Source organism: Microlunatus soli (assembly GCF_900105385.1).
Taxonomy (GTDB): Bacteria; Actinomycetota; Actinomycetes; order Propionibacteriales; family Propionibacteriaceae; genus Microlunatus; species Microlunatus soli.
The window spans coordinates 6,275,279-6,287,652 of sequence record NZ_LT629772.1 but is presented as its reverse complement, the minus strand read 5'-3'; the positions used below and the strand labels follow the sequence as shown (position 1 = coordinate 6,287,652).

Below are 12,374 nucleotides of genomic sequence, written 5' to 3'. Positions count from 1 at the left end.
TGGCCAAGTGATTCAGCAGTGGGTGCCGGCAGACGAACTCGGCCCGGACCCCGTGGTCGATCATCAGATGCCCGGCAATCCGAGCTACTTCGCCGGCCTCTCACCGGCCCGCAGCTCGATCGATCACCGGGCACGAGAGTCCCGCGGTCTCAATCGGAGGATGAGCCACTTCTGGTCCCGATCATCGGCGCGAGGGTGAGTTGAATGTGGTGGGTCCTCTTGTTGGGTAGTGGTTCTGCCTGGCGGGCGTAGCGGGTGACGATGGAGGCGAGTTCGTGCTGCAACTGCTTGGCCAGGTCTGAGGGGAGCTCCAGCGTTGCGTGTTGGGTCCAGACGGCCGGGGCCTGCTCGCTGAGGGCTTGGGTCCAGAAGCTGTCGCCGTCGGTCAACGATCGGGGAACGAAGTCTCTGTTGACCGATCCTGACGGCCGACGGTAGAGCAGTGTTCCCCACTGCTGGGATCGACCGACCGACAGCCAGCCCTCCTCCAGCGAGGCCTCGACATCGGCGGAGATGTCTGCCAGCCCTTGTCGAAACAGGTCCCGGAGCGAGTCAACTGGGGTCAGGTCGAGTGGTGCGAAGAATCGGTCGGCGACCGCACGGTAGAAGGCGACGGGACGTCCTGCCCGGTGCTGGAGCCGGGTCTGCTCGACCAGTCCGAGCTGGACCATTTGCCTGATCCGGTAGGCCGCGGCTCCGATGCTCACCGAGACCTGGTTGGCTAGTTCGGAGACCGCGAGCTCGCGGCCGAGCAGTGGGATCAGGAACCGGCTCGATGTCGGCATCGTCACGAACGTGGACGCTTCACGGGTCGTCAGCGCGAAAGTTCTACTGCAAGACTGGTCTGCCATTTTCAGTAGGTTAGTGCCGACGATTCGGCGTGTGAGACTTCTCCGCACCAACCCGGTCTTCCGTTCGCTGTGGCTGGCTAATCTGGCCGCGGCGTTGGCCAGCTCGGCACTGGGCACCGTGTTGACCGTGCAGATCTTCACCATCACACACTCTGCTGCCGCCACATCCGGCCTGCTGGTCGCCGCCACTGTGCCCGCGATCGCCCTGGGAACGATCGGTGGTCTGGCCGCCGATCGGATCCGTCGCGACCGACTGGTGAAGCTCACCAGCTGGCTCCGGGTTCCGACCGTTGCCTGCTTGCTGCTCGTCGGTGATCATGCTGGAGCGTTGTATGTGATCGCGTTCGTCCAGGCCGCGCAGTTGCAGTTCTTCGTTCCCGCCGAGCAAGCCACCGTTGCCGACATCGTCAGCGACAAGGACCTGCCGGATGCCATGTCGGCCAACTCCGTCGCCCGCAACGTCACACGACTTGCCGGACCGGCCCTCGGTGGAATCTTGATCACCTGGATCGGTTTCGTCCCGACGATCGCAGCAGTCTCGGGATGCCTCGGCGTTGCTGCCCTGCTGTTCAGTTTCCTACCCAGAAGCGAACATGTGCCGTCGGCAGACGTCACGATCATCCGGGACTGGCTCGACGGGCCGCGGATCACCGTGACGCACGTACCAGCCCGGGCGGTCGCGGTCTTTCAGATCCTCGACTCGATCAAGGAAGGTCCACTCAGCTCGCTGTTCCCGGTCCTCATGCTGGGCACCATCGGCGCTACAGCGGCCTACATGGGCACGGTCAACAGCTCCTTCGCCGTGACCGCCATCCTCGCCGCCCCACTGGTCGGCATCATCACCCGACGGCTCGGCTACCGATGGCCCATCGCCGGCGGCGCCGCCATTTCCGGAGGACTCCTACTCCTCCTTGCTGCAGTGCCCAACGCAACCACGGCGCTTGCCGTCTTCGCTCTCTCAGGATTCCCCTTCACCATTTCCTGGGTCGCTGCCAACACCTGGCTCCTGGCCAACACCGACGCCACCCACCGGGGACGAGTCACCGGCACAACATCCACCCTCAACGCAATAGCCACTGCTGTCTTCGCGGGGATCGCCGGTGCAGCAGCCGAGATAGTCCCGGTTGTCACCGTGATCGGCGTTGCCGCGCTCATCCAGACACTAGCCGGGCCATGCTTCCTGATCATGACTCGCCGCTACACCGGACGAGTCAACCAACCAACCAGCAACGCCTCAACAGAACTGCCCTGACAGGATCCCTCACCGGGCAGTCGCGTCAGGCGGTGATTCCGGCGTCACCGTGCCTGTCTGGTTTGCTCCCACCATGGTAGGTAGGAACCATCGAAGGGGCGACGGCACTCGTTGACCGCGTTCAGGACCGATCTGCACGCGGCTTCGGCTGAGGAGACCAGCGCATCCGGATAGGACCATCGGATGCGCCGGTCGTCGAACTCGCCGCGGGTGCATAGAGCCACGTTCCAAAATGGTCCTCGCCCAGCGCGAGCGCGTACCAAGAACGTGACTCTCCGGCCAGCTTCTTCTTCGTAACCGTCCACGTGTCCGACACGGACGCCGACAGTAGCGGTTGATGTGGCGTTCCGCTCGGGACGGCAAGATCACGAGCGTGCGCCGTCACCGCATGGGATCCGTGACCAGCCGAAGTGTCAGATGCCCCTACTACGGTCCGAGCATGAAAAGCGTCTGGTCAACGGCCTTGATGGTTACTGCCGAGATCCTGAACCGGAACCGCATCCCTTGGATGCTCGTAGGCAGCGCGGCGACAGCCCTACGCGGTGCTGCGATCACACCCGGCGACCTCGACATCGCAGTCAACACAGCGGATGACCTCACCCGAGCCGCCAATCTCATGCCAACCCCGAGCGTCGAGCCACAGGACACGACACCGGATTGGTTGAGCAGCCAGTCCGCACCAACACTCAGCTTCGGCGACGCCGGCGAGCAATGGACGTTCGGGCGCTGGATCATCGAGGGTTTCCGCGTCGAGATTGCCCACATCGAGAGCCCACGAACTACGACGCTCTATCTGGAGACCAGAAGCACGCTCAGCTGGAGCGACCGCGAACCTCTGGAGTGCGCCGGACACGACGTCCCAACCGTACGAGTCGAGCCGCAGATCGCCACCATGATCGCGCGCGACCAGACCGACCGAATCGACGCGACACTGGCAGCGGTCGGCATCGAAACACTTGATCCATCCCGGCTGCGCCGAGCGATCAACGACAAGAGGACCGAAGCACCTGACTTGGTCATCCCCGACCAAATCCGGCAAGTGCTCGCGGTCTGACCGCAGCCGCAGAGGTTCTCACCCGAAAGCCGTTTCCGAGGAGGGCAGGCAGCGGCGTGCCCGCCCGGAGTGACCGGCATGACGCGGCTTATCTGCTCCACAAGGGATCGGTGAGCGGGCAACGATCAACCTCCTGTGTGCGCGGCTACTGATCGCGCGTTCGGGTCGGTTGCCCGCTCTCCGGGTAGACCGTCGCCTTTCGCGAATGGACTTCCAGCTCTTGTACTGGTGGTGGCGGCACCGCCGCTAGCAGGCACACCGTCCGGCGAAGCCGACCGCCCGGTTGTTCGCTAGACTCCTCCTGGCATCTGAGGGGAGCTTTCCAGTGGCAACTGAGCGCAGACAGACGACCCAGGCCGTGGCCTGGTTCTGGGATCTCTTTAACAGGGACCTCTTGGAACTGGACCCTCCTTACCAGCGGCGTAGCGTCTGGTCGCAGACGTACAAGGACTACTTCATCGACACGGTGCTGTTGGACTACCCAGCCCCCGCCGTCTTCCTTTTCGAAGATATCGATGATGCCGGGGTCGCGAAATATTTCGTTGTTGATGGGAAGCAGCGATTGTCCACGGTATTTGAGTTCCTCGACGGGAGGTTCCCTGTAAGTGACGACGCCACGATGGACCGTTATCGCGGACTGATGTTCGCCGACCTACCGAGCGAGACAAGACAGCGATTTTACAGGTACCAGTTTTCAATCGAGTTTCTTCCGACAATTGATGAGAGCGCCCTTAGCAACATCTTTGACCGTATCAACCGAAACGTGGCTCGGCTCACCGCCCAAGAGTTACGCCATGCCCGGTTCGGTGGCGTCTTTGCCTCGAGAGTTGAATCGCTAACCGAACACCTCGAGGAGGTTATGCCTAAAGACTTTCCTCGCATCGCGGCGGGTTCCAGACGACAAATGAAAGACGCAGAGCTGGTCGCACAACTCCTGCTCCTCGTGGAGCGGGGCATCGAGAGCTACTCACAGGACGATCTCGACGATGCCTACAACGCCCGGGACGAAGAGTGGGAGCAGGCTCCCGACGTTGAGGATGAAGCTCGCGAGGTGATCAGGACTCTAGCTAGCTGGGCCGATGAGATCCTCGGCGGACCGTCGAGGCGCCTTCGCAATCAGGCGGATTTTTACTCTCTCTTTGGTGCAATATTGAGCCTCAGGCGCGAGGATAGGCTTCCGGATCAGGGCGCGGCCCTTAGGCGGCTGGGGAAGGCCATGAGCCGAGTCAACTCTGAGGACGATCGCCAGCGATTCCCCGACGCAAAGCGATATTACGAGGCAGCCAGATCGGCATCTAACGACATTGCACAGCGTCGCGCTCGAGTCAAGTATCTCGAGGATGTCATTACTGGGGATGCGGAAAGTGTCCGATCCTGAAAGTGTCAGGCAGGCCTACGACCGGATTCGGCCCCTCGTAGATGACGTCGCTCGTCACGTCAGTGACACGTTGGAGCGTTACTGCAAGGACAATGGCTATCTCTTCCGAGAGCGAACCAAGGAACTGACGTCTTTGGTCGAAAAGCTCGACGGTGGACGAGTAGAGCAGTGGTCGGCCATCGACGACCTTTACGCATGCACGGTGGTTGTTCCTGTTCGAGACCATGAGGAAAAGGTCCTCCGAAAGCTTGATTCAAGCTTTGCGCGCGAGTCAGTCAGGTCGCGGAGTGACGCCAAGAAGGCCCCGGATGTCTTTCGCTTCGATGGTACGCGTTGGTACGGCACCATGAGCGCGGCCGCCGCGAGCGGCCGGCAGCCCGGCGCCGGAGATGTCATCTTCGAGGTTCAAGTGGTCACGGCCTTTGAGTACGCATGGATAGCGGTCACGCACGATCTCGTTTACAAAGGGGACACTGCAGACTGGCGAAAGCAACGCCTCGCAGCACAATTGAAGGCCACGGTGGAACAGGCCGAGGTGCTGATTTCCGCCTTCGAGTCGGTGTCTGATGCAGTCCTCCCATCTCCTTGGCCGGAGACGGAAGTCAAAACTCAAATCGTCGAACGCTTCAAGAGATTAGCTGACGATGGCTCGCTGCCCGATATGATCCTTCCGGCGAGTTGGCGCCGTTTCGGGGACAACGTGTACGCCTTGGTGAAATCTTACGAGAAGAACGCTTACAAAGTGCCGGGAGCAGTGGATAGCTTGTTGGACACGATCGAGGCCGATCTGCTTGGCGCTGAGCCGCGCCATCTTCCCACCTCTGGCACGCTGTTCCAGTACGTCCTCTCGGTCGTCCACCGCGCAGAGACCGATGGATCTCTCGCGAACTTTCGGATTGTTCCCTCACGGGAGCTCAGTGACCTCTACGACATCCAGCAGCTCGAAAAGACCTTTGTGTTTGACGCAGATATGGATCCATCGGTGAGATCCGATCCTCCACCGGACACAATCCTGGAAGACCCGCGATAGTTCGACCTGGCTCCTCTGCAATCCTGAGTACATGAGCGAGTCGTCAGTCGTCCGAGCTGCAGGCGTCGCGATCTTCAACGACAGCGCGCAGCTACTGCTAGGCCGACACCAGCACGACAGACGCTGGGCGACCTTCGGAGGACGTGTTGAAGCCGGCGAGTCGGCCCCGAACGCCGCCATACGCGAAGTCCGCGAAGAGCTCGGCCTCGAGCTCGCCGGTCAAATCCAGGAACTCGGCGTGTTCGGCGACTCGCCGATCTACACCGTGAACTATCCCGACTGGGGACCGACAACGTACGAAGTCACGATGTTCGCCACTATTCTTCGCGGCCATGTCGAACTCGTGCTTGACACTGAAGAGATCGCGGAGGCTCGATGGATCGACGCATCCGACGTTGCTCGCATCGAGCTCGCTCGCGACATGCAAGAGATCGTCCCGGCCGCCTGCGCTTGGCACTCAATACATAGACGTCACGCGTCATAACGGATCCGGCACCGGGCGGCACTCATGTGCGCCGGGACAACCCAACAGCTAGTCGCGTTCAGCGGCGATAATCAGGAAGTTCGGCAGCGCGACGTAGGCATCGATCGCGTCGATTCCGCTCTCTCGCGCGACCTGCGGATCAAGGCCCGGCTCGCACACTTCAGTGATGCGGCAACCGAGGCCGATGAGCACCTTGAGGTAGGCCGACAGGGGCCGGTGGAAGTCGGGTGCGTACCCATCCGGGAGCGTGTACTCCTCCAAGTAGCGGTCGAGGCGATAGTGGCCGTGCTGTCGCCACGTTCCATAAAGGTTCTCAAAGGCCGGATGAGTGATGGAGAAGACAAACCGGCCGCCCGGCCTCATTGCATCAACGCACGCCGACATTGCCGACTGCAAATCGGGAACGGCGAGCAGCACCATACTGCACACCACCGCATCGAAAGGTTGGCCCACCTCGGGCAAAGTCGACAGATCGGCCCGCACGTACGTGATTCCCTGACCACGTTCCCGCTCGATCGTCTGAGCGCGGGCCAGCAGCACGTCGGCCGGCTCCACACCGACGACCTCGGCTCCCCGTTCAGCCAACAACCTGCTGAAGTAACCCTCACCGCTACCGGCATCGAGCACCTTCCGTCCGTCGAGTGGCCCCAACAGCCGAAGCAGGTGCTCGTTCATCAGGTGGCGCTTGGGAAAGTCGCCCTGGGCGTCGTAGGACTCAACGGTGTCAGCCGGCATCGCCGACCAAGCGGCAATCGCGTCGGAGTTGCTGATCGTGGACATGCGGACAGACCTCTTCTGCGACCAAGACAAGGGATGAGCGATCAACGTATCGCGTCACTCATCGCCGAGCTAGCCCGTTAGAGGTTCCACCACCGGGACAGGAGCCACCGCGCTCGCTGCGGCGTGAGCAGGTGGCCGTTTGCCCCGCCCGGCTCCGATGCCCGCAAGGAGGCGACCTACGGACGCATTCACGGGGTTGGAATACGTCGTGTTACCGGTAAACCACGGCCAGTTCATCCAGGACTGGGGCACCGGTCCGCGTCAATGCAACGCGTCAAGGTGTGCAGCGAGCTTGCTGACCTGAGACTTCGAGGTCCGTCGCACATATCCGCTGCCAGGCCCGAACCATCGCTCCCAGACTTCGACCAGCACCTCGTCGGAAATCGGCTGACCAGCCCGCAACCGACGAGCAATCTCATCGGCTTCAAGGTCATACTCGCTTATCGGCGCGCCGATCGCGAGCAGACCTTTGGGATCCTCCCTGCCCAGCAACTCAAGGACCGCCTCAAACGGCGGCCGGCGATCCAGAACAGGCTCCACACCACAAGTATCGACGGTGGTCGTGGGGTCGATCACCGGGCGCCGGCTACAACTTGCGGCCCGATTGAGCGAGGTAGTCAACGAACCCGTCTATCGAGCTGACGCCGTGGTCCAAACCGCTTCGTAAATGTCGACGCTGCTCACGCCACGGTGGTAGCCGTCACTCGCAGCGGCGACCTGCTTGATCTGCAGGATTGATCTGCGGTTCGCCTCGTCCAAGCCATCCCGGATCCGATCGTGGAGTCGTCGGCGCTCCCTTGCCTGGTCGGCGTCAATGAACCACAGGTCGACCTGCCACGCAACGCTACGGAACTCCACGTCCGGGCCGAGGTAGACGCCGGTCGGCAACCCGCTGTCCGTCGGCGCGCGATGGTCGGCATAGTTGATCTTGCGAATCCCGGTTGTCAGCACCAGCTCTTGCAGAACGTTGACCACGACGGCTGGCTGCGGCGGCGACGTCGTGATCACCTCGATGTCGAGGTCCGGCCACACCATCAGTCCCAGATCGAAACTGCCGCCCGGCCACACTCGACCCGCTGTCTCCAGGATTGCTCTCAGTCCAACCTCGTCCATCAGAGCATGAGCGGATGACTGCAGCCACTCCTGGCGCTCGGTCAACTGCTTGACGTCGAGCCCCAGATCCCCCTGCTTCACCTCTGCATCCTGTCAAAGGCTGAAACCGCGCTCGCACCGGATCGGTCACCGGGCGGGATTCAGATGACGGTGCTGACGGTTCCGTTGGCTGATTACACGGTCGACGCCGAACCTGATCATGGCGCGATCGGCAGACGAGTCGACGACGTCATTCGCGGCCGGTTCGCCGGCCGCCGGATCGTCGCCCGGGGCGGCAGCGCCGATGATCACCCAACGCTCAGCGTTGATGATCTGATCAAGATCATTCTGACGACCGGGACCGATCGCTACGACCCCAACCGTGCCGGCGATCGCTACGCCAATATCGAGGGCAAGCACATCGATCTGTTCGGCATGCGCAGGACCGTCACACCGCGGATGAGACTCTTCGCCGATCTCAGCTGGGGTTTCTACCACGGATCGATCGAGGTCCACGGTCGCCCGACGCGGCTCGACATCGTCACGATCTACGACTCCGCGCAGCTTCGCGCAGTCCTCCATCGCTACCACGGCCGCGCCGACCCCAAACGTGACGGCTTCCGATTCGCGGTCCCCGACGACGTGGCGACGACAGTTCTCGGTGTCGTCAAACTCGGTCGATGAGGAGACCAGCGGGCAGCATTCCGCGGCTGCGATCGTTCCGCGGCACCCGGTTGCTTCGGCCACTGTGACAAAACGAGTGGGCTTCGTTGGTCGGCTTTGCGACAGTGTCTCCACGATGACTGCTGGCGTCGGAAGGAGTAACAACGTGCAGGACTCCAGCGCCGAACAACGCGAACTCTGGGATCGGATCGCGGCCGGCTACAGCCCGGACGACGTCGCGGAGACCGACGAGATCTCACCTGCCTTGGACTTCCTCCAGGACCTGGCCGGTGACGGCACTGCACTCGAATTCGCCATCGGCGGCGGCCGAATCGCCGTACCACTGCACCGCCGTGGCGTCCCGGTCGACGGGATGGACGTGTCCTCGGTGATGATCGATGTCCTGCACCGAGCGGTCCCGGCGGGCCGGCTGCCGGCCACCGTCGGGAGCATGGCCGTCGACGACCCGCCGGGCACCGGCTATCAGTTGATCTACATCGTCTACAACGCGATCACCTGTCTGCTGCACCAGGACGAGCAGATCGCCTGCTTCCAGAACGCTGCGCGGCACCTTCGCCCGGGCGGGCGGTTCGTGATCGAGGTCTGGGTTCCACAGTTGCGTCAGTTGCCGGCGGGCCAGACGCTCGTCCCCGGAACGGCGACCGAGGACCTGTTGATCATCGATGACTACGACCTGGTCTCGCAGCGACTGGTCTCCCACCACTACACGTTTCGGGAGGGCAAGATGATCAGCTCCGGCGGGACACCGCACCGCTACGTGTGGCCGTCGGAGATGGACGTGATGGCCACCATGGCCGGGCTCCGGCTCACCGACCGGTACGCGGACTGGGACAGGTCCCCGTTCACCGGGGACAGCACGTCCAGCATCTCGGTGTGGACGAAGCCCTCCGTGGACGGACCATGATCAAAAGGGCCCGGCGTCGCGGAGTCAGAGCTTGATCACGTGCACCTTGTTACGTCGCTCCAGCAGGAACCCGCTCCGGTTGGCGAAGTATTCATCGACAGCGGTCCGGCAACCCGACCAGTGGAAGTAGTCGTCCAGGACGATCCGGCCACCACGGGACAGCAGCGGGACGATCCGTTCCAGGCAGGTCATCGTCGACTCGTACCAGTCGCCGTCCAGATGGGCGAAGGCGACGGGTTGATCAAGATCGATCGTGTCGGCGAACAAGCCCTTCACCAGTTCGACGTTGTTGTCTTCGACCGGCACCCCCAGCCGGGCGAACGACTCGGTGACCTCGGTGTAGAGGTCATCGCGGTACCCGTAGTAGGTGTCGCCGGCAACACCGCGAGCACCACCGGCCTGGATCTGCTCGTATCGCTTCTTGACGTCACTGCCGTCGGCGTCGGTCGGCGCAGGGATCTGATCGAAGACGTCGTACACCTTCATCGGCCGGGCCGGATCCTTGGCTGCGGCCATCACGATCGCCGACCCGCCGCGTGCCGTTCCGGCCTCGATGATCAAGCCCTCCCGGCCGGCCAGGTCGGCGTCGTGGACCTGGCGGGCGAGCACGGTCAGCTCCGGGATACCGAGGTAGGACAGCCGTTCGCCGCGGGCCCGTTCGATGGTTTCGGCGACACCGTCCGGCAGTTCCGCCCGCGGCAGCGGATCCATCAGTGACCGCCGCGTCAGTTGCAGTTCCTTCTTCCAACGAGCCGACGTCTTGCGTTCGGCCTTGACCAACGAACGCAGCCGCCTGACCTCGGAGTTGGCGAAATCGAGTTTGGCCTGCAGTTCCTCGTCCGGGCCCACCGCCCGTCGCAGCACGGCCTTGCCGCGGGTGACCACGGTTCGGCCCTGTCGTCCCACGGAGCGAAGTCGCCGCTTCATTGTCGGCTCGTTCATGTTCCTACACCTCACCACGTGCTGGATCCGGATGCTGCCGAGGCGTGTGCCCCAGCACCAGTCGATCAGTTCGGTCGAAGTTGATCTCGTACGGACCGGGCTGGCGTGCCTCGCGTCCCAGGTCGGCACGCCAGCTGAAGTTGTTGCAGATGTAGGTCAACCGCAGCCGCGCTGTCGTCGAGTCCGGTCCCAACTCGTCGAAGACCTGCTGCGGATCGACGGTCGCCTCGAAACGGACCGTCGTCCCCTTCCGGCTGAACGTGACCGGGACCCGGGTCAGTGCTGCCGTCTTGTCACAGACCGCATGGACGACGACGTCGGACGCCGTCAGGCCGCCCTTGTCGCCGGAGATCTCGATGTCCAGCCGGCCACCCACGAGGAACGTGTGCGGACGACCACTCGTCGCGTTCACCGGCCGGCGGATCCGCTTGCTGCCCAGGCCGATCTCGTGCTCGACCGAGGTCTCGCTGAGCTTCATGCCGGTGATGGTGACGCGACTCTTCTTCTGCTTCACCACACTGGTCAGCACGGCACGCCAGTCCTTCAGGAAGGCCCGGTAATCGTGCTTCTCGGCCTTCTTGTAGGAGGCCTCACTCATCCGCTGGGCCAGTTCCGGATTTTCGGCCAGCTCGACCACCCGATCGGCGAAGCCGTCCAGGTCACCGGGCCGGACCAGGAAACCGTCGACGCCTTCGGTGATCTGGTCCTTGGGTCCGTACTTGATGTCGTAGCTGATCACCGGACAGCCGTGACTCATGCTCTCCAGCGTGGCCAGCGGGTAACCCTCGTTGCGGCTGGTCATCAGGAAGCCGGTGGCGGTCCACAACGTGTTGCGGGCATTCGGGTCGTAGCCCACCAGCCGGACCGCATGGCCGACACCGAGATCATCGATCTCGCGCTGCAGCTTGTCCTCCAACGCGCCCTTGCCGTAGATGTCGAAGGTCGCATCCGGCACCCGCTTCAGGACCCGGGCGAACGCCCGGATCGCGTCCTCCAGGCGCTTCTGGGTCTCCAGCCTGGCGACGGCGACGAACCGTTTCGGATCACGCGCCGGCGGCGTACTCGGCCGCTCCGGCAACTCGACCGGATTGGGCACCACGAACAGGTTGTTGGTCTGGCCGAACCGGTCGATGACGTCCTGCCGCTGGGTCGGGGTCAGCGTGACCAGTCCGTCGATGTAGCGGACATCGTTGAGCAGCGGGCCGTAGCTGGGAGCGAACTTGGAGTTCCACAACCGCGGCATCCCGGTGTGCACGTTGTGCATCAGGTGCATCACGTGGAAACGCGGCGACTTGAACGGGACCAGGTGGGCCAGCGTGAACCGGCTGTCGCTGATGATGAACGCCCGCTGATCGGCCGGCGTCAGCCAGTGCAACCAGAAGCGATACAGCTCGCCGATCTTCTGGAATCGCTTGATCGGCTGCTCGTTCTCGTTGAGCAGCACGTAACCCTGGCTCTGCTTCAGCGCATCGGACTCGGGAATCCGCAGATACCTGCTGCCGTCCGGCCGGTGGTAGTCGATCGCCTGCGGCGCCTTGCTCTCCCGGTGCACGTAACGGGTCCGGTAGACCGACCCGTCCGGGTGCGGCTCGGGGCGCGCCTCGAACCGGTCGAGATCCTCCAACGGCTCACCGACCGGCGGCTCGGCCGTGAAGTCGGCGACCCGCAGATCCTCGTACAGGTTGAGCATCGTCATGCCGGGCACCAGTTGGCCGGCCGCCCGCAACGCCTTACGGACCTCGGGATAGACCGGCTGGCTGTCGACGGTCAACACCGTCGGCCGGATCGAGGTGTACTGCGCGAACAGCCGGTTGCGCATCAGCAGTGCACGGGTCTGTCCACCGGCGTCGGCGCGGATCACTCCGCTCAGTGAGTAGTAGGCGCCCTGGGGCATATCGAGCTCGAACATGGGGAGCACAGTAC

13 protein-coding genes are annotated in these 12,374 nt (G+C 63.1%); 7 read left to right on the top strand and 6 right to left on the bottom strand.

The window, feature by feature from the left end; translation table 11 throughout:
• Window positions 1-149: 149 nt before the first annotated feature.
• On the bottom strand, window positions 150-785 hold the full coding sequence (locus tag BLU38_RS28790; RefSeq protein ID WP_157683807.1) for a winged helix-turn-helix domain-containing protein: 636 nt from the start codon (window positions 783-785) through the stop codon (window positions 150-152).
• A gap of 10 nt (window positions 786-795) precedes the next feature.
• On the opposite strand from BLU38_RS28790, the gene BLU38_RS28785 reads away from it, so the two are divergent.
• The 5 genes from BLU38_RS28785 (at window position 796) to BLU38_RS28765 (ending at window position 6,049) form a co-directional block, all read left to right on the top strand.
• Entirely contained in the window at window positions 796-2,103 is a 1,308-nt protein-coding gene (locus tag BLU38_RS28785; RefSeq protein ID WP_157683806.1) for an MFS transporter, read from the top strand.
• A gap of 439 nt (window positions 2,104-2,542) precedes the next feature.
• Window positions 2,543-3,157, top strand: coding sequence for a hypothetical protein (locus BLU38_RS28780; protein WP_091530466.1), 615 nt, complete (start codon window positions 2,543-2,545; stop codon window positions 3,155-3,157).
• 325 nt (window positions 3,158-3,482) lie between these two features.
• Entirely contained in the window at window positions 3,483-4,535 is a 1,053-nt protein-coding gene (locus BLU38_RS28775; protein ID WP_157683805.1) for a DUF262 domain-containing protein, read from the top strand.
• Window positions 4,522-5,565, top strand: coding sequence for a nucleotidyltransferase family protein (locus BLU38_RS28770; protein WP_157683803.1), 1,044 nt, complete (start codon window positions 4,522-4,524; stop codon window positions 5,563-5,565). Before BLU38_RS28775 ends, BLU38_RS28770 begins: the two co-directional genes overlap by 14 nt.
• Before the next feature lie 31 nt (window positions 5,566-5,596).
• A complete protein-coding gene (locus tag BLU38_RS28765; RefSeq protein ID WP_091530457.1) occupies window positions 5,597-6,049 on the top strand; it encodes an NUDIX domain-containing protein in 453 nt (150 codons plus the stop codon).
• A 48-nt stretch (window positions 6,050-6,097) separates the two neighbouring features.
• Here the strand turns inward: BLU38_RS28765 and BLU38_RS28760 are convergent, their stop codons facing one another.
• From BLU38_RS28760 to BLU38_RS28750, 3 genes are all read right to left on the bottom strand, one after another.
• Window positions 6,098-6,829, bottom strand: coding sequence for a class I SAM-dependent methyltransferase (locus tag BLU38_RS28760; protein WP_091530454.1), 732 nt, complete (start codon window positions 6,827-6,829; stop codon window positions 6,098-6,100).
• Between the two features lie 261 nt (window positions 6,830-7,090).
• Complete coding sequence (locus tag BLU38_RS28755; protein WP_157683801.1) at window positions 7,091-7,405, bottom strand: hypothetical protein; 315 nt, start codon at window positions 7,403-7,405, stop codon at window positions 7,091-7,093.
• 54 nt (window positions 7,406-7,459) lie between these two features.
• Window positions 7,460-8,023 (bottom strand): hypothetical protein, encoded by a 564-nt coding sequence (locus BLU38_RS28750; protein ID WP_091530447.1) that lies wholly within the window; start codon window positions 8,021-8,023, stop codon window positions 7,460-7,462.
• Window positions 8,024-8,086: 63 nt separating this feature from the next.
• Between BLU38_RS28750 and BLU38_RS28745 the strand changes: the two genes are divergently transcribed.
• Window positions 8,087-8,605 (top strand): hypothetical protein, encoded by a 519-nt coding sequence (locus BLU38_RS28745; protein WP_091530444.1) that lies wholly within the window; start codon window positions 8,087-8,089, stop codon window positions 8,603-8,605.
• Window positions 8,606-8,750: 145 nt separating this feature from the next.
• Complete coding sequence (locus tag BLU38_RS28740) at window positions 8,751-9,509, top strand: class I SAM-dependent methyltransferase (RefSeq protein WP_231920082.1); 759 nt, start codon at window positions 8,751-8,753, stop codon at window positions 9,507-9,509.
• 24 nt (window positions 9,510-9,533) lie between these two features.
• On the opposite strand, the gene BLU38_RS28735 is transcribed toward BLU38_RS28740, so the two are convergent.
• Both BLU38_RS28735 and BLU38_RS28730 read right to left on the bottom strand, forming a co-directional pair.
• A complete protein-coding gene (locus BLU38_RS28735) occupies window positions 9,534-10,451 on the bottom strand; it encodes a TylF/MycF/NovP-related O-methyltransferase (RefSeq protein WP_197679914.1) in 918 nt (305 codons plus the stop codon).
• 4 nt (window positions 10,452-10,455) lie between these two features.
• Window positions 10,456-12,360, bottom strand: a complete 1,905-nt coding sequence (locus BLU38_RS28730; protein WP_091530438.1) for a glycosyltransferase — start codon at window positions 12,358-12,360, stop codon at window positions 10,456-10,458.
• Between the last annotated feature and the right edge of the window lie 14 nt (window positions 12,361-12,374).

Bases quoted from the DNA above. Each gene is read 5' to 3' on its own strand.
- BLU38_RS28760 (WP_091530454.1), bottom strand. From the start codon at position 6,829: ATGTCCACGATCAGCAACTCCGACGCGATTGCCGCTTGGTCGGCGATG.
- BLU38_RS28730 (WP_091530438.1), bottom strand. From the start codon at position 12,360: ATGTTCGAGCTCGATATGCCCCAGGGCGCCTACTACTCACTGAGCGGA.
- BLU38_RS28780 (WP_091530466.1), top strand. From the start codon at position 2,543: ATGAAAAGCGTCTGGTCAACGGCCTTGATGGTTACTGCCGAGATCCTG.
- BLU38_RS28735 (WP_197679914.1), bottom strand. From the start codon at position 10,451: ATGAACGAGCCGACAATGAAGCGGCGACTTCGCTCCGTGGGACGACAG.
- BLU38_RS28745 (WP_091530444.1), top strand. From the start codon at position 8,087: ATGACGGTGCTGACGGTTCCGTTGGCTGATTACACGGTCGACGCCGAA.
- BLU38_RS28790 (WP_157683807.1), bottom strand. From the start codon at position 785: ATGCCGACATCGAGCCGGTTCCTGATCCCACTGCTCGGCCGCGAGCTC.
- BLU38_RS28765 (WP_091530457.1), top strand. From the start codon at position 5,597: ATGAGCGAGTCGTCAGTCGTCCGAGCTGCAGGCGTCGCGATCTTCAAC.